The organism is Shewanella baltica (assembly GCF_900456975.1).
GTDB classification, from domain to species: Bacteria; Pseudomonadota; Gammaproteobacteria; order Enterobacterales; family Shewanellaceae; genus Shewanella; species Shewanella baltica.
This window is the reverse complement of record NZ_UGYM01000002.1, coordinates 2,438,374-2,462,497: the sequence shown is the minus strand read 5'-3', so window position 1 is coordinate 2,462,497 and position 24,124 is coordinate 2,438,374. Positions and strand designations below refer to the sequence as shown.

The following is a 24,124-nucleotide window of genomic DNA, read 5'->3' as shown; positions in this document are numbered from 1 at the left end:
ATGAACAGACGTGACTTTATTAAAGCCAATGCGGTGATTGCCGCTGCAGGCGCCGCTGGTTTAGCCTTACCCGCTGGCGCAAGCAACTTAATTACCAGCTCAGAACAAACCAAATTAGAGTGGAATAAAGCCCCTTGCCGTTTTTGCGGCACTGGCTGCTCTGTGATTGTCGCAACCCGCGATGGCAAAGTGGTCGCCACCCATGGCGATGCTAACAGTGAAGTGAACCGTGGTCTTAACTGTATTAAAGGCTATTTTCTGTCGAAGATCATGTACGGTAGCGATCGCTTAACCACGCCCATGCTGCGGATGACAGATGGTAAATACGACAAGCACGGTGAGTTTTCGCCAATTAGCTGGGACAGCGCCTTCGACATCATGGCGCAAAAGTGGAAAGAAACCATTAAAGCCAAAGGGCCAACGGCCGTGGGCATGTTTGGTTCGGGCCAATGGACTGTGTGGGAAGGTTACGCCGCCGTTAAGTTGATGAAGGCGGGCTTCGGTTCAAACAATATCGACCCTAATGCACGCCATTGTATGGCGTCTGCCGTGGTCGGATTTATGCGCACCTTCGGTATCGACGAGCCAATGGGCTGCTATGACGATATGGAAGCCGCCGATGCATTCGTGCTTTGGGGCTCGAACATGGCCGAGATGCACCCGATCCTGTGGAGCCGAGTAACAGACAGACGCTTGAGTGAACCCCATGTCAAAGTAGCTGTGTTATCGACTTTCCAGAATCGCTCCTTCGATCTGGCGGATATTCCGATAGTGTTCACGCCGCAAACGGATTTGGCCATGTTGAACTTTATTGCCAACTACATTATTCAAAACGATAAAGTGAACTGGGATTTCGTTAAAAAACACGTGAATTTCCGCCAAGGCACGACTGATATCGGTTACGGTTTACGTCCGACTCATCCCCTTGAGCAAAAAGCTAAAAATGTTAAAACCGCAGGGGATTCAACGGCAATTGATTTTGAAGCCTTCAAAGCCTTTGTTGCCGAATATACCGTCGAGAAAGTCAGTAAACTGTCTGGGGTGCCAGAAGATAAACTGATCGAATTGGCTAAGCTATATGCCGATCCGAATGTCAAAGTGACGTCATTCTGGACCATGGGATTTAACCAACATACCCGTGGTGTCTGGTGTAATAACCTGATTTACAACATCCATTTGTTAACAGGTAAGATTTCAACCCCAGGTAACAGCCCATTTTCGCTGACCGGTCAGCCATCGGCCTGTGGCACGGCACGTGAAGTCGGGACTTTCTCCCATCGTCTACCCGCCGACATGGTGGTGACCAATCCCGAGCACAGAAAACGCGCCGAAGAAACGTGGAAGATCCCGAGCGGTATCATTCCGCCCAAACCCGGTTATCACGCCGTTGAGCAAAACCGCCGCCTTAAAGACGGTGACTTGAACTGTTATTGGGTGCAAGTGAATAACAATATGCAGGCGGGTCCGAACATCAACGAAGAAGGGTTGCCGGGCTATCGTAATCCCGAAAACTTTATCGTAGTGTCCGATGCTTATCCCACCGTCACCACCCAAGCTGCCGATTTGATCTTGCCCACTGCAATGTGGGTCGAGAAAGAGGGCGCTTACGGTAATGCCGAGCGCCGTACTCAGTTCTGGCATCAAATGGTGCAAGCGCCGGGCGAATCGCATTCGGATCTGTGGCAGTTGATGGAATTTGCGAAACGTTTCACAACAGATGAAGTGTGGCCCAAGGATGTATTGGCGGCGAACCCTGAGTTCAAAGGCAAAACGCTTTTCGAAGTCCTGTATCAAAATGGCCATGTCGATAAGTTTCCTTTGGCGGATGCCGATCCTAAGTATCTGAACGATGAAGCGAAACATTTTGGCTTCTATGTGCAAAAAGGTCTGTTTGAAGAGTACGCCTCCTTTGGCCGTGGTCATGGTCATGACTTAGCGCCGTTTGATGCCTATCACGAGGCCCATGGTCTGCGTTGGCCTGTGGTCGATGGCAAGGAAACCAAGTGGCGCTTCCGTGAGGGGAGCGATCCTTATGTAACAGCGGGCACAGGCTTTGAGTTCTACGGTCATCCCGATGGCCGTGCGGTGATTTTTGCGCTGCCCTATGAGCCTGCCGCCGAGTCGCCAGACGAAGAATACGATATTTGGTTATCGACGGGCCGAGTGCTGGAACATTGGCACTCAGGTTCTATGACCCAACGTGTGCCTGAGCTTTATCGCGCCTTCCCCGATGCTGTGTGTTTTATGCATCCAGAAGATGCCAAGAAGCGTGGTCTGCGCCGTGGCGATGAAATTCGCGTGGTGTCACGTCGTGGTGAAATTAAGACCCGAGTTGAAACCCGTGGCCGTAACAAACCGCCAGTGGGCTTAGTGTTTGTGCCTTGGTTCGATGCTAGCCAGCTCATTAATAAAGTCACCTTAGATGCGACAGATCCCTTGTCAAAACAAACTGACTTTAAAAAATGTGCGGTGAAGATCGTCAAGGTTTAAGGAGAACACGATGAAAACTCTACAATTAGTTTCAGCGATCGGTTTACTGGCATTCGGTTCATTGATGATGACGGCAGTCTCTGCCGCCAGTATTCCCGACGAAAAAATAGCGACCCTGCGACAAGCGCCAATTGATGTGGAACCGACGCCGCCGGCGATGCAAAACGTGCGTAATACCGATGTGAAGGAAGTGCGCAGCTACCCCATGCAGCCGCCTGTGATCCCGCATAAGATCGACGGTTATCAGCTCGATCTCAAAGTGAACAAATGTATGGCCTGTCATGCCCGCAACCGCATTGGGGAATCCCAAGCGCCTATGGTCAGCGTCACGCATTTTATGGACAGGGATAATAACTTCTTAGCCACATTATCGCCGCGCCGATATTTCTGCACTCAGTGTCATGTGCCGCAGTTAGATGCCAAGCTACTGGTCGAAAATGACTTTGTGGACATGGAACATCTGATCAAAGCCAACACTGAGCAGAAAAAACACTAGGAGTTAGCATGTTAGATAAACTGAAAAAAATCTGGCAGGTACTCAATCGTCCGAGTGTGCATTACAGTTTAGGTTTTTTGACCTTAGGTGGCTTTGTGGCTGGAGTGATTTTTTGGGGCGGCTTTAACACGGCCCTCGAAGCGACCAACAAGGAAGCTTTCTGTATCAGTTGCCATGAAATGGAAAACAACGTCTATCAAGAGTTACAGACGACAATCCACTTCACTAACCGCAGCGGTGTGCGGGCAACGTGCCCAGATTGCCATGTGCCACATAACTGGACCGATAAAATCGCCCGTAAAATGCAGGCCTCTAAGGAAGTGTGGGGCAAGGTTTTCGGTACGATTAACACCCGAGACAAGTTTGAAAGTAAACGGCGTGAACTGGCTGAGCATGAGTGGGCGCGGTTAAAGGCCAATGACTCGCTCGAGTGCCGTAACTGCCATAACTTCACTTACATGGACTTTACCCGCCAATCACCCAGAGCGGCGCAGATGCATTCAACGTCACTGGCAAGCGGCGAAAAGACCTGTATCGATTGCCACAAGGGGATTGCTCACCATCTCCCCGATATGGCAGGTGTGAAGGGCTTTTAATCTTAAACAGAGTGTGACTTCGTGTGGCTTAGCGTGACTTAGTCTCGTGTTAGTTTTACTTGATGTTGCTTTTGCTTAGTGTTGCTTAAGGTTAGTTAGATATCTCCAGCCAAAGGCCAAGCATACCTGCTTGGCTTTTTTATTAATTGTAATGGCAGCATGGCATTGCGACTTCACTTGGTACTTGGCATGCTGAGTTAACGTTTAAGCGATTGATTTTGTTTATGAGTGCCTGACGGGGTTTTATTCAGTTCACTGCACAGGATACAATCGACAGAGAATCATTATTGGGTGATAGAGGTCAGTATGAAAAGGCCGCTATGGAAAATGCTATTACGCAGGAGGCGATGATGAATGAACAACTTGAAAAACTCTTAGAAGACATCGGTTTTATGAGCCCGAGCTTGCTTGAAATCGTGCAGGGCGTGCGCCAAACCGTTAACGCCACCGCCGCCGTATCCTCGCTCGATATCACTGAAACGGTGAAGTACGGTGGAATACTCTTTAGCACGAAGAGCGATTTTGGTGGGGTGTTCGCCTATAAACAGCATGTGTCATTGGAGTTTAGTTTGGGCGCAAACCTTAGCGATCCACACAAGGTACTCGAAGGCAGTGGCAAATTTCGCCGCCATATCAAGTTAACCTCAATCGATGAAATCGCAGCCAAACACGTGGCGGAATATATCACGCAGGCGCTGCATCAAGCGGATAAGTAACAAGTGGATTAGTATCAAGCGAATGAGTGGCTGTTTCGCCTTATGATGTTAGGTAATAGTGTTGGGTCGTGATGATAATTTATGCTGCTAACTCATGGTATTAGCTCAGAGTATTAGCTAAGTATGCTAGCAAATGCGCAGAAACAAAAAAGGAGCTGAATATTCAGCTCCTTTTCGTTTTGCTAAGGCGCAGTAGCGACGCCTTAGCTTATATTCCAATGTTGAGCTTGTTACTCCAAAAAGCCACAAACCCAAATAAAGGGATATTAGAAGTTCGCAGTGCGCGGTGCACGTGGGAACGGGATAACATCACGAATGTTGTTAACGCCAGTCACGTAAGACACTAAACGCTCAAACCCTAGACCAAAACCTGCGTGTGGCACTGTGCCATAACGGCGCATATCACGGTACCACCAGTAATCTTCTTGGTTTAGATCCATTTCAGCTAAACGCATATCCAGCACGTCTAAACGCTCTTCACGTTGAGAACCGCCGATGATTTCACCGATACCTGGGGCTAACACGTCCATCGCGGCAACGGTTTTACCGTCATCGTTTAAACGCATGTAGAAGGCCTTGATATCTTTTGGATAGTTCTTCACGACCACAGGGGCTTTGAAGTGCTCTTCGGCTAAGTAACGCTCGTGCTCAGAAGATAAGTCGATACCCCAAGACACAGGGAACTCGAAGGTTCTGCCACAGTTTTGCAGAATTTCAACCGCATCTGTGTAATCCACTTGAGCAAAATCGCTTGAAACGAAAGATTGCAGACGGTCAATCACTGTCTTATCAACGTGCTGGGCGAAGAAAGTTAAATCGTCCATACGCTCAGTCAATACGGCATTGAATGCGTATTTCAACATAGCTTCGGCAAGGCCAGCGATGTCGTTTAAGTTAGCGAAGGCCATTTCAGGCTCAACCATCCAGAATTCCGCTAAGTGGCGGCTAGTGTTTGAGTTTTCAGCACGGAAAGTCGGGCCAAAGGTATACACTTTTGACAGTGCACAGGCGTAGGTTTCAGCGTTCAACTGGCCAGATACGGTTAGGAAAGCTTCTTTACCGAAGAAATCTTTATCGTAATCGACTTTTCCTGCATCAGTACGTGGCAGGTTTTCCATATCTAAGGTCGATACGCGGAACATTTCACCGGCACCTTCACAGTCAGAGGCGGTGATAAGTGGGGTCGATACCCAAATAAAGCCTTCTTCGTGGTAGAAGCGGTGAATCGCTTGGGATAAACAGTTACGCACGCGGGCAACAGCACCAATAATGTTAGTGCGTGGGCGTAAGTGCGCTAATTCGCGTAAATGTTCAATTGAGTGACGTTTAGCGGCCATTGGGTAAGTGTCTGGATCATCAACCCAGCCTGCGACTTCAATATCAGTCACTTGCAGCTCAAATGCTTGACCTGCGCCTGGAGATTCCACCACGTCGCCTGTCATCACAACAGAACAACCCGCAGTCAGCTTTAACACTTCGTTGTCGTAATTATCTAAGCTATTGGGCACGACACCTTGGATAGGATTAAAGCAAGAGCCGTCATAAACAGCTAAAAAAGAGATGCCGGCTTTAGAGTCACGACGGGTTCTGACCCAGCCACGAACTGTGACTTTAGAACCGACGGCGTGCTCACCTTTAAATACAGATGCGACAGATGCGATGCTCATTGTTGCTTAATTCTCCAACGAAACGTTTTATATGAAAATTTTGGAGGTTTATATTACCTTGCTGGTGGCTTTTCTCAAGCTGAAAAAGGTATCCTGAGGTTAATAATATCGATATTGGGCGATATAGTGAGTTAAATGGCTGGAGGCAGTATGAGTAAAGTCAGAATATTTCAAATTATCCTCGCGGCCTTATCCATTTTAGGCTGGGCGTTGGCCGTCTATGCGCTATTAGTGTTCGGTGATGCGAGGCCTGACCGCGAAGTCGGCGATTATTTAAGCCGTGGCGCGACATTTAGAGTCCATTGGGATCCACACGAAACCCAGTTATTACAGTATTTGATTTGGACCTGTGGCGGCATTAGTTTGGTCAGTTTAGCGTTTAACTATTATGTCGCCCACCATAGCCGCATGGGTTATTGGTTTAACATTCCCATGTTGCTGTTAACGTCGATTGTCGCCGGTTTGTATATACACTTGGTGGTTTAAGCTATCTATTATTTGGCTAATTTAACCGTTTGGCTTTTTAACGGTTTAGCGGTGCCAAATGAAGTCAGAGAATATCGGCAGGAATGCTTAACTGGCGGCATAAATGGTCGATAATGGCGGCGGTCGCGCCCCAGATAAAGCGTTGTTGGTAGGGAATAAAATGCACGCTGTAGTAGCGCCCTTGGCGTAAAAAGCGTTTTTGGTGGCGATTGCTCGGCTCAATAAAAAAGCTTAATGGCACAGTAAAGCAATCGGCTACCTCACCGGGATCGAGTTTCCAATCAAATGCCTGCTTGATAATGCCGACCACGGGCGTGATTTCAAATCCGGTAAAGGTATTGTGGGCCGGAAATGTGCCCACCACATCGACGTTATACCGCGATAATCCTATTTCCTCTTCTGCTTCCCTTAATGCTGCTGCAATTGCATCGACATCGTAGGGCTCAATTTTACCGCCGGGGAAACTGATCTGCCCTGGATGGGCGCGAAGGTGCATCGGTCTTTGGGTTAAAATTAGATTCAGTTCACCGTTGATATCCTGCAGCGGGATCAACACCGCAGCTTTGCGCAGTCCAAGGTGTGGGAAGGCCGCCGGATCTTGCAGCGCTAAAGGGTGCAGATTAAATCTGAGTCTAAATTCCGCTTGATCCATCGACGTTCTCGTTACTGTTTAGTATGAAAGCTTACGGCTTTTGCGGCTCTGCGCCAAGTAAAGGCAAAATCCGGCTGATCTTATCAAAGGTTTCTTGGTACTCGGCATTCACTTCTGAATCTGCCACTATGCCGCCGCCCGCCCAGCAATAGAGTTTGCCCTGCTCAGCCACAATAGTGCGAATGGTGATACTGGTATCCATTTGGCCATCTTGGCTGATATAACCCATAGAGCCACAGTACAGACTGCGCCGTGAAGGTTCGAGCTCTTCAATAATTTCCATGGCGCGAATTTTTGGTGCGCCGGTAATTGAGCCGCCGGGGAACGCCGCGCGCAGCAAATCGCTGGCGCTGTACTTAGCATCAAGCTTAGCCGTCACTGTACTGACAAGGTGATGCACCGCAGGAAAGCTTTCAATCTCAAACAGATGAGGTACACGTACCGAGCCTGCCGCCGCTACTTTGCCGATATCATTACGCAGCAAATCGACAATCATGACGTTTTCGGCGCGATCCTTTGGCGAGCTGGCAAGGGTGCTCGCGGCTTTGGCGTCGAGCACGGGATCCGCGTGGCGCGGCAGCGTGCCTTTGATGGGTTTAGTCTGAATATCATCACCGCGAAGTTGAATAAAGCGCTCGGGTGAAATTGATAAAATTGCGTTATGTGGCAGACGCATAAAGGCCGAGAAGGGCGCTTTATTGGCATTACGTAGTTGGCAATAGGCCGACCATTCATCGCCTTGATAGCCAGCTTCAAATCTTTTGGTTAAATTTATTTGATAGCAATCGCCGCTGTGCAAATAGGCTTGTACCGCCTCAAATTTGGCCGTGTATTGGGCTTTATCGATTTGTGCTGCCCATGGGCTTGTGAGCATGAATTCGGCGGTATTTGGCTTGTGCGCCATTTTCGCTTGAATTTTATTCACTTCAATGTCGAGTGCTGCTTCGCCTAAATAGTGCAATAAATGCCAACACTGGGCTTGGTAATCATAAACTAACGCCCAGTCGTAAAAGCCGATGTTCATCTCCGGCAGTTGAATATCTTGCTGAGCGCTTGTCGGCAGGGATTCGATGCGACGGCCTAAGTCGTAACTAAAGCTGCCCATTGCGCCGCCACTGAAGGGCAGATTGCAATCAAAAGATTTTGAATACCAATGATTTAATAAAGTGTTGAGCAGGTCGAAGGGATCACGGTTTGGGTCCATCGCCTCGGGTAAGCTCAAGTTCGTATCGATGAGCTTTATATCGCTACGCTCGCCCTGAGTCACTAATGTTGCGATGGGATTGGCGCAAATGATGTCGAATCTGGCATCCTGATGCGGCGCGTTCGCCGAATCTAACAGGATTGCCCACGGGTCATTGGCAAAGTGTTCGAACAGTGCTGCGGTGCTTAATGTCCAGTCAAGTTGGCGTGATGCAAGCTGTTTTGACGCCCTAATTGCCATCGATTAACCCTATTCAAAATGTGATGTAGCCCAAAAAGATGGGAAAGAGTATCATATTGGCCCAGAAAGAATTAAACAAAAATAAGTTAGGCCGCAAAGGCTGCTGGAGCGCTCCTACTATGTCATCTAACCATGAAATGTCTGTCAATTCTGTGATTAAGCAAGCCGACTTTATTGAAAGTGTGGCGGATGCTTTGCAATACATCTCTTATTACCACCCGAAGGATTTTGTGGATGCCATGAGCCAAGCTTATGAGCGTGAACAAAGTGCTGCGGCGAAGGATGCCATTGCCCAGATATTAATTAACTCGCGTATGTCGGCCGAAGGCAAGCGTCCTCTGTGTCAAGACACTGGGATTGTCACCACCTTCGTTAAAGTGGGTATGGGTGTCCAATGGGACAAAACCGATATGACAATTCAGGAAATGGTCGACGAAGGTGTTCGTCGTGCCTATACCAATCCTGATAACCCTCTGCGTGCATCAATCGTGTCAGATCCTGCGGGCAGCCGTAAAAATACCAAAGATAACACCCCATCTGTGGTGCATATCGACATGGTGCCAGGCAACCATATCGAAGTGGCGATTGCGGCTAAAGGCGGCGGCAGTGAAAACAAAGCTAAGATGGTGATGTTAAACCCATCTGATGATATCGCCGCTTGGGTAGAAAAAACGTTACCGACCATGGGCGCGGGCTGGTGTCCGCCGGGTATGCTAGGTATAGGTATTGGCGGCACGGCAGAAAAAGCCGCCGTATTAGCCAAAGAAGCGCTGATGGAAAGTGTGGATATCCATGAGTTGATGGCCCGTGGCGCGCAAACAACCGAAGAAAAGCTGCGTTTAGACATTTTTGAGCGCGCGAACAACTTAGGCATAGGTGCCCAAGGTCTTGGCGGTTTAACCACAGTGTTAGACGTTAAAATCAAATCGGCGCCCACCCACGCGGCTTCAAAGCCTGTGGTGATGATCCCTAACTGTGCAGCGACTCGCCACGTACATTTCCATTTAGATGGCTCAGGTCCAGCTGAATTGACGCCACCATCATTGTCAGATTGGCCAGAAATCACCCGTGAAGTGGGTGATGATGTGCGCCGTGTTAACTTAGATACTGTGACTCAAGCGGATATCGAGCAGTGGCAGAGCGGTGAAACTATTCTGCTGAGCGGTAAAATGCTCACAGGTCGTGATGCGGCCCATAAGCGCATTCAAAGCCTAATCGAAAGTGGTGAAGGTCTGCCAGAAGGCGTGGACTTTACGGGTAAGTTTATTTACTACGTTGGCCCAGTTGATCCAGTCGGTGCTGAAGTTGTCGGTCCTGCGGGCCCAACCACAGCAACTCGTATGGATAAATTCACTGACCTAATGTTAGAAAAAACAGGCTTGATGGGCATGATAGGTAAAGCTGAGCGCGGCCCTGCGACAGTTGAATCAATCAAAAAACACAAAGCGGTATATCTGATGGCCGTTGGCGGCGCTGCGTATTTAGTGTCAAAAGCGATTAAACATTCTCGCGTCGTGGCCTTTGCCGATTTAGGCATGGAAGCGATTTACGAGTTTGACGTGCAAGATATGCCAGTGACTGTGGCTGTGGATTCAAATGGCGTGAACGCCCATGAAACTGGCCCAGCAATTTGGAAAGTGAATATCGCCAACGCGAAAGCCTAAGTGGGAGTGAAGCGAAGGCGTTAGCGGATTGAACTTGATGGCTTTTAAGCAAAGCCGTTTAAATTTGCGCTCTGATATCGGTTGCTTCGGTAATCTGATATCAGTTCCTTACACAAATCATTGCGCCACTGACATTTTGTCACAAAAAAATACGCTCAGGTTCGCCATTTGGCTTGCCTGAGCGTTTTTGTTTCGATAGTGTGGCAAGCTTATCTTCAAAAGATACGATCTCAGATCGTTTTTAACATTCGTGTTTGCAGCAATGATGATTATTGAATATTTGCAAGCCTCGAACCTGTTCAACAAAAAGACGGACATAACAATGAAAATAGCTCCTCTCCTATTGGCGCTCGGCGCCGCAGGGTTGGCGTTATCAGCCCAAGCGGCCGATCCAACGCCTTTTACTGTGCAACAACTCATTAAACTCAATAAGATGCATTCTGCGACTGTGTCCCACGATGGCACTAAATTAGTTTATGGTCTTAAAACGGTAAACGATAAGGGAGAGGGCAGTTCTGATCTGTATCTATTGGATCTGACTGACACTAAAGCGAAACCGTTACAACTGACCTCTGCTGCGGGCACTGAGCATGATGTGAGTTTCGCCACTGACGACAAGTCGATTTATTTCCTTGCCAGTCGTAGCGGTTCAAGCCAGCTATTCCAACTGTCATTAACGGGCGGTGAAGCGGTTCAAGTTTCTGATTTACCTTTGGATATTGATGGTTACAAACTATCAAACGACGGTAAGCAAGTTGTACTCAGCATGCGCGTATTCCCAGAGTGTAAGGATTTAGCCTGCTCAAAGGATAAATTTACCGCTGAATCTGAGCGTAAATCGACGGGGCGCGAATACAAGCAGTTAATGGTTCGCCATTGGGATACGTGGGAAGATCATGCCCGTAGCCACTTATTTGTTGGCGCAGTCAACGGTGAGAAACTGACTAAAGTGGTTGATGTCACCCAAGGGTTAGACACTGAAACACCGCCAAAACCATTCTCGGGTATGGAAGAAGTGACTTTCACCCCAGACGGTAAGTTTGTGGTTTATAGCGCTAAAGCGCCGAGCAAAGATCAAGCTTGGACCACTAACTATGATTTGTGGCAAGTGCCAGTCACGGGCGGCGGCGCAACTAACTTAACTAAAGACAATCTCGCATGGGATGCACAGCCAACGTTTTCGAGCGATGGCCGTTACATGGCCTATTTAGCGATGAAGAAACCGGGTTTTGAAGCGGATCGTTACGGCATCATGCTGCGTGATACCACCACAGGCCAAACTAAAGAAGTGGCGCCATTGTGGGATCGTAGCCCAAGTTCACTGATGTTTGCCCCTGACAATCGTACCTTGTATGTCACGGCGCAAGACATAGGCCAAGTGTCTATTTTCCAAGTGAATACCCAATTTGGCGATGTGCGTTCTATCTACAGCGATGGCACGAACAGCTTAATTGCGGTCACTAACGATGAACTGATTTTCGACAGCAAAACCTTAGTTGAACCGGGCGATCTCTACAGCATCACCACTGATGGTCAAGGCCTTAAGCGTCTGACCGAAGTGAATAAAGACAAGCTAGCCGAGATCAAGTTCGGTAAGTTTGAACAGTTCAGCTTCAAGGGTTGGAATAACGAAGACGTCTACGGTTACTGGATCAAACCGGCTAATTTCCAAGAAGGTAAAAAATACCCGATTGCCTACTTAGTGCATGGTGGACCGCAGGGTTCATTTGGTAATGCCTTCAGCGGTCGTTGGAACGCGCAGTTATGGGCGGGGGCCGGTTATGGCGTTGTTATGGTGGATTTCCACGGCTCTACCGGTTACGGCCAAGCCTTTACGGATTCTATCAGCCAAGATTGGGGCGGTAAGCCATTAGAAGATCTGCAAAAAGGCCTAGCGGCAGTGAGCCAACAACAAAAATGGCTCGATCCGCAAAACGCCTGTGCACTCGGTGGTTCTTACGGCGGCTACATGATGAACTGGATCCAAGGTAACTGGAACGATGGTTTCAAGTGTCTTGTTGATCACGCAGGTCTGTTCGATATGCGTTCTATGTACCATGTGACCGAAGAATTATGGTTCCCTGAGTATGAATTTGGCGGTACTTACTCAGATAACAAAGCCTTATATGAGAAGTTTAACCCAGTGAATTATGTTGAAAACTGGAAAACGCCCATGTTGGTGATCCACGGCGAGAAAGACTTCCGGGTTCCTTATGATCAAGGTTTAGCTGCATTTAGCTTTATGCAGCGTAAAGGGATTCCATCTGAGTTGTTGATTTTCCCAGATGAAAACCACTGGATCTTAAAACCTGAAAACCTAGAGCAATGGTACGCCAATGTATTCCGTTGGATGGACCGCTGGACTAAGCAGTAACTGCCAGCACAATAACAGACTGTTGAATGACAGACTGTTTAATAACAAACAGTGAATGACAGTGTAATGAAAGACGTAAGGCTCGCCCTGATAGGGTTATCATCGGCGAGTCGTTTGATGTGATTAACTATTAAAGTGTTTTACGCGAAGCGTCTTTTGTTCAAGCGTCTTAAAAAGCCAGGACTCTGTTCTGGCTTTTTATTGCGTCATGTAATGGATTTATTTTTAATCAAGGAGTTAAGATGAATATTCGAGCCGCAACCTTAGCTGATATCCCTGAAATAAGCGAATTGCTCACTCAGTTAACCCAAGACTTTATTGCCCCAACTTGCACTGCAGAGGGCGCTACAATTTTAGTTAATGCCATGTCGATTGAAGCGATTGGTAGCTACTTTGCTATGGGTTATCAGTATCATGTCGCCATAACGGACTCGGGCCAACTTGCAGGTGTAGTGGGGATGAAGGCGAATAGTCACTTATATCATCTTTTTGTTGCCTCCCATGCGCAGGGACAAGGCGTAGCGCGAATGTTATGGGAACATGCAAAAACTCAATGTTTAGCCCAAGGCAATCCGGGCGTATTTACCGTGAACTCGGCATTGAATGCACAAGCTGTGTACTTAGGTTTTGGCTTTGAGCCATTAGGAGCAGAGCGAGAGCGGGGCGGGATCCGCGATATTCCCATGCAGTTGACGCTTTAGGCTGGCAGCACTCATTCATCCAAACACTAGTACTCTCAATTGAGCTAATAGAACAAAAAATAGAGGAATTATGGCAAATTTAACCTTTTATCCCATCGGCACCGCGGGTGAAAAATGGGGCGAGTCTGAAAAAGCCGCATGGCTGACGAGCACCCAAATCAAGCGTTCATATCAAGACGATGTCGTGACGCCACTCAAGGCAATGGAAGCAAAGCTATCTTTGCTTGGGCTTGGCATTGTGCAATATGGCGCCTTATCGATTAATGCCGATCGTTATCCATTATTTGCGGTGAAGAGCCAGCAGTTTGATCCACAAAAGCCAACCGTGCTGGTGACTGGCGGCGTGCATGGCTACGAGACCAGCGGTGTGCATGGCGCATTGGCCTTTTTAACTAACGAAGTGGCGAATTACGTGCAACAGGTGAACTTAGTAGTTGCCGTATGCGTGAGTCCTTGGGGTTACGAGACGATTAATCGCTGGAATCCAAAGGCTATCGATCCAAACCGTTCATTCTATGCCAACAGCCCTGCAGAAGAATCGGCGGCCTTGATGGCTTTAGTTGCTTCCGTTACTTCAGTTGAGCAAGGTTTTGATCTGCATGTGGATTTGCATGAAACCACAGATTCAGATGAGTTAGAGTTTCGTCCAGCGCTGTGCGCCCGTGATGGCATTGAATATGACAAAGGCACTATCCCTGATGGTTTTTATGCTGTGGGCGATACCGAACATTCAATGGATGCTTTCCAAAAAGCCATTATCGATGGCGTGAGCAAAGTGACCCATATTGCCCCTGCCGACGAGAAAGGCGAGATCATTGGCTCGACAGTGGTGCAACACGGAGTGATTAACTATCCGCTTAAGTCATTAGGGCTTTGCAGCGGTGTCACGGGTTGTATCTATAACACAACGACAGAAGTGTACCCAGATAGCCCAACGGCTACGCCTGCCGAATGTAATCTGGCGCAGGTTGCGGCCATCACCAGCGCCATCGATTATGTACTGGCGCAGCGTTAGTCGTAGTTTGTTGTAATGCTCTGCTAAGTGGTGATTAGCTTAGTGATCGTAAGTTGAGTGATGCCCAGTTGAGTTAGCGGCTAGTGAAGTGATTTTACGTGCGATCGATTAATGCATCGATTCCTTAATTAGATCATTCACTGAACATCACGCAGTAAAAAGCCCTCATTCGAGGGCTTTTTCATTTATGTCGCGCTTCGCACGCGCTTAGCATCGTTAGGCGATTGCCTAGTTGTTATCGCTATAGTCACGGCCATAATAGCTATCGAGGAACAGTTGTTTCAGCTCGTTAATCAAGGGGTAACGTGGATTGGCACCGGTACATTGATCATCGAACGCATCTTCGGCTAATTCATCTAACTTGGCGAGGAAGTCGGCTTCGTTGACGCCGGCTTCTTGGATAGAAGCAGGAATGCCAATCGTCGTCTTGAGGTGTGTGATTTTCTCAAGCAATTTTTCGACTTTTTCTTCATCCGTTTTTCCGCCTAGTTTCAAGTGATCTGCGATGGCAGCATAACGGCACAGGGCTTTTGGCCTGTCGTATTGGCTAAAGGCCGCTTGCTTAGTGGGCAGATCCGTTGCGTTAAAGCGTATTACGTTATTGATCAGCAGCGCATTGGCTAAACCGTGGGCGAGATGGAACTCTGCGCCCAGTTTGTGCGCCATTGAGTGGCAAATCCCGAGGAAAGCGTTAGCAAAGGCGATACCTGCGATGGTGGCGCCATTGTGGACTTTTTCACGGGCGACAGGTGACTGTGAGCCCAAGTTGTACGCATCGGGTAAATATTTGCACAGTAAGTCGAGGGCTTGCAGTGCTTGGCCGTCGCTATATTCGTTTGCCATCACGCTGACATAGGCTTCAAGAGCATGGGTCACCGCATCTATGCCACCAAAGGCGGTCAGAGATTTAGGCATGTCCATCACTAGATTAGGATCAACAATCGCCATGTTGGGCGTGAGTTGATAATCGGCAATCGGGTATTTTTTACCGGTAATTTCGTCTGTCACTACCGCAAAAGGCGTGACTTCTGAGCCTGTGCCTGAAGTGGTTGGAATTGCCACCATCATGGCCTTGGTGCCCATTTTAGGGAATTTGTAGATACGTTTACGAATGTCCATAAAGCGCAGCGCCAAATCGGCAAAATCCACATCGGGATGCTCGTACATCACCCAAATAATTTTGGCCGCATCCATTGGTGAGCCGCCGCCGAGCGCAATTATCACATCGGGTTTAAAGCTTTGGGCAACCTTAGCGCCTTGACGGACTATTGCTAAAGTGGGATCGGCTTCAACATCGTAAAAGATTTCAGTTTCAAGGCCTTGGGCCTTTAAAATCCGCATGGTTTCGTCGCAATAACCGTGGTTAAACAAAAATCTGTCGGTGATGATCAGCGCGCGTTTTTTATCGCTCAGTTCTTCTAGTGCAATTGGTAAACTGCCGCGGCGGAAATAGATAGATGCAGGAAGCTTGTGCCACAACATGTTTTCGGCCCTCTTAGCGACGGTTTTTTTGTTGATCAGATGGCTCGGGCCAACGTTTTCTGAAATCGAGTTGCCACCCCAAGAACCACAGCCTAACGTCAGCGAAGGCGCTAGTTTGAAGTTGTACAGATCGCCAATGCCGCCCTGTGAGGCTGGGGTGTTGATCAAGATACGCGCCGTTTTCATTCTAAAACCAAAGGCATGCACACGTTCGGTTTGGGTATCTTGGTCGGTATAAAGCCCTGATGTGTGACCAATGCCGCCAAGTGCGACTAAAGCTTCAGCTTTATCCATGGCATCGTTAAAGTCGATGGCGCGGTACATGCCAAGCAGTGGTGATAGTTTTTCATGGGCGAAGGCTTCGCTGTCGCAAATGTCGGTGACTTCACCAATCAGAACCTTAGTCCAGTGCGGCACTTCAAAGCCCGCCATTTGCGCGATACTGGCGGCGCTTTGGCCAACGATATCGGCATTCAAACCGCCATTTTTTAAAATGACGTGCTGCATCGCCGCGGTTTCATCCTTCGATAGCATGTAGCCGCCGTGAGAGATAAAGCGCTCTTTTACTTGCTCATAAATACTGTCAACCACAATCACAGCTTGTTCTGACGCACAAACGACGCCGTTATCGAAGGTTTTCGACATGAGAATCGAACTGACTGCGCGTTTGATGTCGGCGGTTTCATCGATAACAATAGGCGTGTTACCCGCACCTACGCCAATCGCGGGTTTACCGGAAGAGTAGGCGGCTTTCACCATGCCAGGGCCACCAGTTGCGAGGATCAAGTTAACCTTAGGGTGAGTCATCAATTGATTCGACAGTGCGACACTGGGCTCATCAATCCAGCCAATAATGTCTTTAGGTGCACCCGCAGCTATGGCAGCATCGAGCACTAATTTTGCTGCGGTTGTGGTTGAAACTTTGGCCCTTGGGTGGGGCGAGAAGATAATTGCGTTACGGGTTTTAAGGCTGATTAAGGCCTTAAATATCGCGGTCGATGTGGGGTTCGTGGTCGGTACTATGCCACAAATGATACCCACAGGTTCGGCAATGGTGATAGTGCCGAAGGTGACGTCTTCAGATAAAATTCCGCAGGTTTTTTCATCTTTATATTTGTTATAAATGTACTCAGAGGCAAAGTGGTTTTTGATCACTTTGTCTTCAACGACACCCATGCGGGTTTCTGCGGCGGCCATTTTCGCCAGCGAGATACGCGCATCGGCAGCGGCAAGGGCCGCTGCGCGGAAAATGTTATCGACTTGCGCTTGGCTGAATGTCGCATATTCGGCTTGTGCTTTCGCTACACGCTCGACCATGAGATCCAGTTCTTGTGCATTGGTCACTGTCATGATTAATACTCCTAAAAAGATTTAGTGAATCAAGGCATTCACTAAATCTTCTTTATGGTAGAAAATTACACCTAAAGCCGCGTTGAAAGTGTGACACCACCGACAATATCGGGCTTTTATGTAATAAAACTACACTTAGGGTAACTTGTTTGTTTAAAATTGCGTTGAAAATGCATCTGCTTCGATAACTAAATATTATTCGAAGTTGTGATTTAACCTCAAAAATCTCATTTTTCAGTCAATAGCGCTTGAGATACTATACTTGCCCTCAAGCAAATTTTGATGAAGACGGCGTGACACGCACATAAGGATAGCAACTTGGAGTTAACTCTTTACGTTAAATTTTTTCTTGGCCTAGTTGCCATCATCAACCCAGTCGGGTTGTTGCCTGTGTTTGTGAGCTTAACCAGCCATCAAACTGAAGCTGAGCGGAATCACACGGGTAAAGTGGCCAACTTTGCGGTTGTGGTGATCCTCTTAGTCACTATTGTGGCGGGTCAGCACATTCTGAATATGTTCAGCATTTCGTTATCAGCCTTTAGGATCGCGGGTGGTAGTCTGATCGCCATTATTGCTATGTCGATGTTGCAAGGTAAGTTAGGCGAAGTGAAGCGTAACCAAGAGGAAGACCGCGAATCCTCGGCGATGGAATCGGTGGCGGTTGTGCCTTTGGCTTTGCCACTGATGGCGGGACCTGGTGCTATCAGTTCGGTGATTGTCTTTGCCGCTGAGCATAATTCTTTGTCGAACATCATTGCGATGTTCATTACTGTGATTGTGTTTGGTTTAGTGAGTTTTGGCCTGTTTAGAATGGCATCCATCATCTATAAGATTTTGGGTAAGACGGGGATTAACGTCATTACTCGTCTTATGGGGCTGTTGATGCTATCCATAGGTATTGAAGTGATTGCGGCTGGTGTAAAGGGATTATTCCCGCAGCTCTTTAGCTAGAGTCGTATTACCCCGCAGGATTAAGTTTTTCTTCTTTTGATGAAACGCATTGGATTTTATCCCGTGCGTTTTTTGTTTTTATCAGTTACTCGTTTGATGTTTATCCCGCGGTTCACCTTACCCGAAAAGCCAAATCTAACGCTATTGATGAGACATGAGGTAAATCCTCGTTTATCAGAGGATTAACCTGAGTTTTCCCATAAGCCTTAGTCGTTATATGGTTAATCATATGCTATACCTAGTGTTTGGTTATTTGGTCTAACACTAAATTTAAAAGGATATTTCTATGAAATGGCAATGGATTGGTAATCTCAGTCTAAAACAAAAATTATTAATGGTTGTCTTACCTCCCTTATTAGCCTGTTTCCTCTGCGGTACATTATACCTCATTGAAAAATATGAATATAAGCAAGATTTAACCTTAGTGGTGCAACTGAGTGAGTTGGCTGTAACAAACAGTAACTTAGTACACGAGTTACAAAAAGAGCGCGGAATGAGTGCAGGATTTATCGGCTCAGCAGGAAAAGCCTTCGCCGGCAAAATACCAAGCCAAAGACAGTTAACGGATACGCAGCTTAGCCTCTATCAGCAATTTATCACTCAAAATCAGCTGCCAGCGATATTTGCTCCTAAACTTAAGGAACTTAATTCGCAGTTAGGGCGATTAAATTCAATTCGCTCACAGGTGGACAATTTAACTATCAGCGTCGCCGATGAAGTCGCCTATTACACTGAGTTAAACAAATTGTTACTGGCGATAGTCGATGAAACCGCTAAAACTGGCGCTAACCAAGAAATCGCCATTAAAGCCGCAGCCTTTAGTGCCTTTTTGCAATTAAAGGAAAGAGCAGGAATAGAAAGGGCGGTGTTAAGTTCAACATTCGGCCAAGCCGGATTTAAGCCAAAGGTTTACGCTAAATTTATTACCTTAGTGTCGGAGCAAAATACCTATCAAGAGCGGTTCTTAGCGCTAGCAGACTCAGATTTGTTAGTGGCATTTAACCGTTTGCAGAGTTCTGCTGCAATGCACGATGTTGAGTTGTTACGCCAGCTTGCATTTGAACAAGACAATCAAAAAATCCAACAACAAAGTCCCGAAGACTGGTTCAGTAAATCAACCGCACGGATTGAGTTATTACGTGGATTTGAACAGCAAGTCTCGGCAGATTTACTCAATACCACCCATGAAAGATTATCCTTAGCAAATGAGAAAATGTTCTTAGTGCTCGCGACCTTAATCTCAGTGTTAGCGATTGTGTTGATATTGAGTTTATCTGTGATCCGTTATTTGCACGATAGCGTGCATCACTTGTATTCGACCATCACGCAAGCCCGCAAACATTACGATTTAAGCGTGCGTTTGACTCAAACAAGCTCGGACGAGTTTGGTGAACTTGCCATCGCTTTTAACGATATGATGAGTGATTTTGAAAAGGTGATCTTGCATGTGCGTTCCAGCGGCGCAAAACTGCAACAAGCCGTGGCGCAAATGGATGTTTGTACCCACGCCATGGAGCAAGATGTGATGGCGGGGCACAGCGAGGCAGAGCAAGTGGCTTCGGCGATGACTGAAATGAGTGCGACAGTGGCCGAGATTGCCAGCAATGCCGTGCAGGCATCCGAAGCGTCCTCCGCCGCCAATATAGAGGCTAAAGAAGGTAACCTCGAAGTCGGCCGAACCAGTAAAGCGATCAAAGCCTTAGCCGATGATATCAGTGGAGCCTCTAAAGCCATCAACGACTTAGACCGTGAAATTCATGGCATAGTGGTTGTGCTTGAGGTGATCAGCAGTATTGCAGAGCAAACCAATCTACTCGCACTCAATGCCGCGATTGAAGCCGCGCGAGCAGGGGAAATGGGCCGCGGCTTTGCCGTTGTTGCCGATGAAGTCCGCAGTTTGGCACAGCGCTCACAAACCTCGACCTCTGATATTAAAAACATGACAGATAGATTGAAGGCAGGGGCGAGCATTGCGGTAAAAGCCATGGACAGAGGCTTGGCGCAGGCGAATAACAGTGTTAATGAGGCCGAGCAAGCGGGCGTTGAACTGAAACGGATTGTGGAGCAAGTCGACATTATTGACCGCATGAACGAGCAAATTGCTACTGCAACCCACGAGCAATCGGCCGTATCGGAAGACGTAAACCGTAATGCATTGAAGATCAGTGAGATTTACCTCAATACCCAAAGGATCTCCGATGAGCTTAGGGAACTGACCAAAGCCCTGACGTTTGACGCGAATTTAATGTCAAAAGAAGTACACAAATTTACCGTCAATTAATTGTATAAAACGGTGAAAAGATTCAGGAAATGACTGCGGTTTGTTTAGCAATTGCGCAACCGCCTGAAACTGAGTCTTTTTTACTTGACCCCCCTTAGGCTTTTGCGTACAGTACCGCTCCGTTAACGATGAAAGCCTCTCGGCAAGGCTATATAAAATCGCTAGCGATTCTTGAACGTGAAAGATTAACCACGCTAACATAAATCGACATATGGTGAGGTGTCCGAGTGGCCGAAGGAGCACGCCTGGAAAGTGTGTATACGGTAACGTATCGAGGGTTCGACTCCCTCTCTCACCGCCAAATTCAAGTTTAAAGACGTCCTATGACGTCTTTTTTCTTATCTGTGATTTAATAAAATCAATGACTTATAGTCCTAACTCATCCTTTAGCGTCCTACTGCATCCACCTTCTATAGTAATGCTTTAAGTAATGCTTCATAATTTAACTAAATTGAAGCATTACTTTTTATGCTGTTTTCACTAGATTTTCGTATTGTTTTTACTGGTTTTTACAATCAGTTTTAATCTATTAACATAATGAATTTAAATGAAATTATTGCCATAAGTAATGCTTGGTTTTTATTGCTTTTAAAATGGTTTCTAAAAGCATTACTTTGGGAGTTGAATCATTACTTCGGAGGCGATATGGCAAGGAATACTAATAAGCTAACAGCAAAAACAGTTGTGAATGCTAAACCTAAAGATAAGCCATACAGACTATCTGATGGTGGTGGGCTTTATCTTTATGTGCGTAGTGCTGCAGCAGTTAGTTGGGAGTTTCGCTACATTCGTCCATCCACCAGCAAACCAACCTATTTCGGGTTAGGCTCTTACCCTGATGTTTCATTAGCTGAAGCAAGAGAGAGGGCACTAATTGCCCGTAAACAAGTGGCCGATGCTATTGATCCGCAACTACTTAAAGTTGAGAACAAGTTAAAAGCTTCCACTGAGAACGCACAGACACTTAAGCATATTGCTCAGATGTGGATGGATGCCAAGCAAGGAAGCATTAAAGCTAAAACTATTGAAGGAAATTGGCGCAAACTAGAACTTTATGCCTTCCCTAAATTAGGTGGTATAGCTGTGAGCAAGCTCACCGCGCCAATGGCAATTGCTGCACTTAAACCATTGGAGCAGAAAGGCCGACTTGAGACGGTTAAGCGTACTGCACAGCTTTTAAACGAAATCATGAGCTATTCAGTCAATTCCGGTCTTATTCATTCAAATCCGCTCTCAGGTATTCGTGAGGTGTTTAGAAAGAGCAAGGTTGAACACATGAAGGCACTAAAGCCCCATGAACTAACTGAGCTGCTTCAAACTGTCGCGACTGCCAACTTGCAATTAACAACCCGCTGTCTAATCGAGTGGCAACTTCACACCATGGCTAGACCTAATGAGGCGGCTGGAACTCGCTGGGATGAGATTGATTTGGAAGCTAAGCTTTGGGTTATCCCTGAAACCCGAATGAAGATGAAGCGTGAGCATGTTATTCCACTCACTGAGCATATGATTGCGATACTTGAAGTAATTAAGCCCATTAGCGGACATCGTGAGTTTGTATTCCCTTCATCAAAAGATCCTAAAAAGCATACTGACTCTGAAACCATAAACAAGGCTCTAGGGCGTATGGGCTTCAAAGGGCGAACCACTGCTCACGGTTTAAGGTCGTTGGCGAGTACCACATTGAACGAACAAGGTTTTGATGCTGATGTGATTGAGGCCGCGTTAGCTCACGTCGATAAAAATCAGATACGCAGTGCTTACAATCGCACTACCTATTTAGAACGACGTATGAAACTGATGGATTGGTGGAGTAATCACATTGCTTCTGCTGCTATTGGTTCATTGTCAGTAACGGGCTTTAGAAATCTGAGGGTAGTGTAGAGAGGATTTTACTTGAAAAATTAATTTTCAGAACGTTGCTACTATAGCTGCTTTGACAAATCAGGTACGCGATACGGTGCCAATGCAAATGGAGCAAGCATATTAGAGCAGCGGTAATCATGTATTCTGATCCTCGTGACTCTATCGACACTCGCATCATGTAGTATTGGTGAGTGTATGTATTCTAAACTGACGAGCACTATATATCTGTCACCGATCGAGTCTAGCGAAATACATATGCTGGCTACTCTCGAATTGTTCTATATCGGAGTAAAGGCACATCTAGTGTATTTGTCCAATTAGTAGCAACGTGGGGCTGAAACGAGCGAACAAATTCAGAATCTGGGAAGATTGTCGGTTGTTCAAAGCTGATTAATTTGTAACTGCAACAATCCAGTTTAGTTCTTTAGGGAAGACGCTCCACATCCTCCTAATGCGCTACACGCAATATCCGATTCCCCTGCCACAGTGACATCTTTGCTCTAGTAGAGCAGACCACTTTAAACTGTTTGATTTATCCTATTCTTCTAGTGCAACACTTACCTTAATGACTGTTCTTGAAGGCGTTAACTCCCGCTATAGGCGCAATGCTTTGTTTATGTCTGGACATAGTATTGAGCATAAGTTGGTCATGCGAAGGGAGTTACTGATGCCGCAATACGCCACAACCTGGAACTGTGCTCCGGAGGCTAAGTGCTAATCGGAGGAAAAATATCGTTACCATTTGACATGCTATTTCTGCTACTAATAGCAGAAATAGCATGTCAAATGGGGAAATGGGATCTATGGGATCTACAGGAAGAGTGGTTCAGCTATCGTCAGTCAATTTGAATACAAGTACATCCTCAGTTATAGAATTCTTAAAGGAGAATGATAGGCCGATATTTTTCAGAGTACCTGAGAATAGGAATACATGGGTTATCAAACGTGCCGGCCATAACCTAAAGGATTATTTTATGAACGTTGTAAAAACTCTTGAAGGAGGGTATCCAACTCATCATAGAGATATGACATCAACGGTTAAAAATGATAGTAATAAAATCATCGATGCCAAACTCGTCAATGAGGCCTGTTATGGTTGTCTTGAAGCAAGCAAACTCCCCATTCTGCTTACGCAAAAATGTTTAGTAATCGATAAACTAAGTGTAGTTATGACATTTGATACCAATGGTAGATTGAAATTAGCTGAAGAAATTCGTCTCCAACCTACGTCTAGGATCAAGCCGAATAGCGATGATTCAATGCTCAGTTCTTCAGCCTTGAAATCCGACTCTTGTGGTGAAATATTTTTTACTGATAAAGCCGTTGATTCTTGGGCTAAAGATAACAGTACGCTAAATGACTTGGTTGGGATTGATGTCAGCCTTGAGTCAATTGCCGTCTACGAGTCAGATATTGTAACTTTTTTACATAGTGATCTGAATTCTATTCCTGATGATAGTCCTTACTTCATCCCCCATGAATTACGTAATCTATCAAACCTTGATCAACTAGCCGTGTTTGGTTTTTTTCAGTTTGAAACGTTAAGCAAAAGCAGGATAAGGCCAAGTGGATTATCACAAAAACTGCAGTGTCAGCTTAATTTAAAACCGACTATGGCGGAATCGGCCGCATTTTTTATTAAACCAAAGCCGCGTGGTAACAAGGGTTCACATGAAACAGTTACACCTAATGACAAATTCCCCGATTGCCAATTTCCATTTTTAGTTGAAGCACTTCGACGTTCTCAAAAGCTTGGCATTGGTCTTGCGAATAAAGTTAATTCAGATGCAACTGATTTTTTACTAAACTGCGGATTCGGCACCGAAAACATTAAGTATGGAGAGAAAATGGTTAGGTGTTCGACTAAAATAAATAAGAGGACCTAAAAGGTTA

18 protein-coding genes and 1 tRNA gene are annotated in these 24,124 nt (G+C 46.6%); 15 read left to right on the top strand and 4 right to left on the bottom strand.

What is annotated here, in order from left to right:
- The 4 genes from napA to DYH48_RS10970 all read left to right on the top strand — a co-directional run bounded on the left by napA (position 1) and on the right by DYH48_RS10970 (position 4,298).
- A complete protein-coding gene (gene napA / locus DYH48_RS10985; protein WP_115336123.1) occupies positions 1-2,490 on the top strand; it encodes a nitrate reductase catalytic subunit NapA in 2,490 nt (829 codons plus the stop codon).
- Between the two features lie 10 nt (positions 2,491-2,500).
- Positions 2,501-2,986, top strand: a complete 486-nt coding sequence (locus DYH48_RS10980) for a nitrate reductase cytochrome c-type subunit (RefSeq protein ID WP_006086431.1) — start codon at positions 2,501-2,503, stop codon at positions 2,984-2,986.
- Positions 2,987-2,994: 8 nt separating this feature from the next.
- On the top strand, positions 2,995-3,582 hold the full coding sequence (locus tag DYH48_RS10975) for a cytochrome c3 family protein (protein ID WP_006081409.1): 588 nt from the start codon (positions 2,995-2,997) through the stop codon (positions 3,580-3,582).
- A 350-nt stretch (positions 3,583-3,932) separates the two neighbouring features.
- Positions 3,933-4,298, top strand: a complete 366-nt coding sequence (locus tag DYH48_RS10970) for a DUF1801 domain-containing protein (protein WP_012587798.1) — start codon at positions 3,933-3,935, stop codon at positions 4,296-4,298.
- 266 nt (positions 4,299-4,564) lie between these two features.
- Here DYH48_RS10970 and asnS read toward each other — a convergent pair whose 3' ends face one another.
- A complete protein-coding gene (gene asnS / locus DYH48_RS10965; protein WP_115334790.1) occupies positions 4,565-5,965 on the bottom strand; it encodes an asparagine--tRNA ligase in 1,401 nt (466 codons plus the stop codon).
- Between the two features lie 150 nt (positions 5,966-6,115).
- On the opposite strand from asnS, the gene DYH48_RS10960 reads away from it, so the two are divergent.
- Positions 6,116-6,451 carry a hypothetical protein gene (locus DYH48_RS10960; RefSeq protein WP_115334789.1) on the top strand — a complete coding sequence of 112 codons (336 nt, stop codon included), beginning with the start codon at positions 6,116-6,118 and terminating at the stop codon, positions 6,449-6,451.
- 64 nt (positions 6,452-6,515) lie between these two features.
- On the opposite strand, the gene DYH48_RS10955 is transcribed toward DYH48_RS10960, so the two are convergent.
- Together DYH48_RS10955 and pabB are read right to left on the bottom strand one after the other, a co-directional pair.
- Positions 6,516-7,103, bottom strand: coding sequence for a CoA pyrophosphatase (locus tag DYH48_RS10955; protein WP_006081413.1), 588 nt, complete (start codon positions 7,101-7,103; stop codon positions 6,516-6,518).
- A gap of 31 nt (positions 7,104-7,134) precedes the next feature.
- Positions 7,135-8,547, bottom strand: a complete 1,413-nt coding sequence (pabB, locus tag DYH48_RS10950) for an aminodeoxychorismate synthase component I (RefSeq protein ID WP_115334788.1) — start codon at positions 8,545-8,547, stop codon at positions 7,135-7,137.
- 119 nt (positions 8,548-8,666) lie between these two features.
- Between pabB and DYH48_RS10945 the strand changes: the two genes are divergently transcribed.
- From DYH48_RS10945 to DYH48_RS10930, 4 genes are all read left to right on the top strand, one after another.
- Positions 8,667-10,211 (top strand): fumarate hydratase, encoded by a 1,545-nt coding sequence (locus DYH48_RS10945; protein ID WP_107950202.1) that lies wholly within the window; start codon positions 8,667-8,669, stop codon positions 10,209-10,211.
- Positions 10,212-10,533: 322 nt separating this feature from the next.
- Entirely contained in the window at positions 10,534-12,585 is a 2,052-nt protein-coding gene (locus DYH48_RS10940; protein WP_115334787.1) for a dipeptidyl-peptidase 5, read from the top strand.
- 242 nt (positions 12,586-12,827) lie between these two features.
- Positions 12,828-13,286, top strand: a complete 459-nt coding sequence (locus tag DYH48_RS10935) for a GNAT family N-acetyltransferase (protein ID WP_115334786.1) — start codon at positions 12,828-12,830, stop codon at positions 13,284-13,286.
- A 70-nt stretch (positions 13,287-13,356) separates the two neighbouring features.
- The gene (locus DYH48_RS10930) at positions 13,357-14,301 is read left to right on the top strand and encodes a M14 family metallopeptidase (RefSeq protein ID WP_115334785.1); all 945 of its coding nucleotides are present in this window, start codon (positions 13,357-13,359) and stop codon (positions 14,299-14,301) included.
- Between the two features lie 228 nt (positions 14,302-14,529).
- Here DYH48_RS10930 and adhE read toward each other — a convergent pair whose 3' ends face one another.
- A complete protein-coding gene (gene adhE, locus DYH48_RS10925; RefSeq protein ID WP_115334784.1) occupies positions 14,530-17,133 on the bottom strand; it encodes a bifunctional acetaldehyde-CoA/alcohol dehydrogenase in 2,604 nt (867 codons plus the stop codon).
- Between the two features lie 318 nt (positions 17,134-17,451).
- On the opposite strand from adhE, the gene DYH48_RS10920 reads away from it, so the two are divergent.
- The 6 genes from DYH48_RS10920 (at position 17,452) to DYH48_RS10895 (ending at position 24,117) form a co-directional block, all read left to right on the top strand.
- Positions 17,452-18,084 carry a YchE family NAAT transporter gene (locus DYH48_RS10920; RefSeq protein WP_006081420.1) on the top strand — a complete coding sequence of 211 codons (633 nt, stop codon included), beginning with the start codon at positions 17,452-17,454 and terminating at the stop codon, positions 18,082-18,084.
- 286 nt (positions 18,085-18,370) lie between these two features.
- Positions 18,371-20,365: a methyl-accepting chemotaxis protein gene (locus tag DYH48_RS10915; protein ID WP_115334783.1), complete on the top strand. Its 1,995-nt coding sequence runs from the start codon at positions 18,371-18,373 to the stop codon at positions 20,363-20,365.
- Between the two features lie 213 nt (positions 20,366-20,578).
- Positions 20,579-20,666 (top strand) — tRNA-Ser (locus tag DYH48_RS10910).
- A gap of 344 nt (positions 20,667-21,010) precedes the next feature.
- Positions 21,011-22,249 (top strand): integrase domain-containing protein, encoded by a 1,239-nt coding sequence (locus DYH48_RS10905; protein WP_115336122.1) that lies wholly within the window; start codon positions 21,011-21,013, stop codon positions 22,247-22,249.
- Positions 22,250-22,796: 547 nt separating this feature from the next.
- A complete protein-coding gene (locus DYH48_RS24100) occupies positions 22,797-22,949 on the top strand; it encodes a DUF4113 domain-containing protein (protein WP_115334782.1) in 153 nt (50 codons plus the stop codon).
- 256 nt (positions 22,950-23,205) lie between these two features.
- A complete protein-coding gene (locus tag DYH48_RS10895) occupies positions 23,206-24,117 on the top strand; it encodes a hypothetical protein (protein WP_147287773.1) in 912 nt (303 codons plus the stop codon).
- Positions 24,118-24,124 lie beyond the last annotated feature (7 nt).

Coding starts and splice junctions, on each gene's coding strand:
- napA (WP_115336123.1), top strand. CDS start 1: ATGAACAGACGTGACTTTATTAAAGCCAATGCGGTGATTGCCGCTGCA.
- DYH48_RS10980 (WP_006086431.1), top strand. CDS start 2,501: ATGAAAACTCTACAATTAGTTTCAGCGATCGGTTTACTGGCATTCGGT.
- DYH48_RS10975 (WP_006081409.1), top strand. CDS start 2,995: ATGTTAGATAAACTGAAAAAAATCTGGCAGGTACTCAATCGTCCGAGT.
- DYH48_RS10970 (WP_012587798.1), top strand. CDS start 3,933: ATGAATGAACAACTTGAAAAACTCTTAGAAGACATCGGTTTTATGAGC.
- asnS (WP_115334790.1), bottom strand. CDS start 5,965: ATGAGCATCGCATCTGTCGCATCTGTATTTAAAGGTGAGCACGCCGTC.
- DYH48_RS10960 (WP_115334789.1), top strand. CDS start 6,116: ATGAGTAAAGTCAGAATATTTCAAATTATCCTCGCGGCCTTATCCATT.
- DYH48_RS10955 (WP_006081413.1), bottom strand. CDS start 7,103: ATGGATCAAGCGGAATTTAGACTCAGATTTAATCTGCACCCTTTAGCG.
- pabB (WP_115334788.1), bottom strand. CDS start 8,547: ATGGCAATTAGGGCGTCAAAACAGCTTGCATCACGCCAACTTGACTGG.
- DYH48_RS10945 (WP_107950202.1), top strand. CDS start 8,667: ATGTCATCTAACCATGAAATGTCTGTCAATTCTGTGATTAAGCAAGCC.
- DYH48_RS10940 (WP_115334787.1), top strand. CDS start 10,534: ATGAAAATAGCTCCTCTCCTATTGGCGCTCGGCGCCGCAGGGTTGGCG.
- DYH48_RS10935 (WP_115334786.1), top strand. CDS start 12,828: ATGAATATTCGAGCCGCAACCTTAGCTGATATCCCTGAAATAAGCGAA.
- DYH48_RS10930 (WP_115334785.1), top strand. CDS start 13,357: ATGGCAAATTTAACCTTTTATCCCATCGGCACCGCGGGTGAAAAATGG.
- adhE (WP_115334784.1), bottom strand. CDS start 17,133: ATGACAGTGACCAATGCACAAGAACTGGATCTCATGGTCGAGCGTGTA.
- DYH48_RS10915 (WP_115334783.1), top strand. CDS start 18,371: ATGAAATGGCAATGGATTGGTAATCTCAGTCTAAAACAAAAATTATTA.
- DYH48_RS10905 (WP_115336122.1), top strand. CDS start 21,011: ATGGCAAGGAATACTAATAAGCTAACAGCAAAAACAGTTGTGAATGCT.
- DYH48_RS24100 (WP_115334782.1), top strand. CDS start 22,797: ATGACTGTTCTTGAAGGCGTTAACTCCCGCTATAGGCGCAATGCTTTG.
- DYH48_RS10895 (WP_147287773.1), top strand. CDS start 23,206: ATGAACGTTGTAAAAACTCTTGAAGGAGGGTATCCAACTCATCATAGA.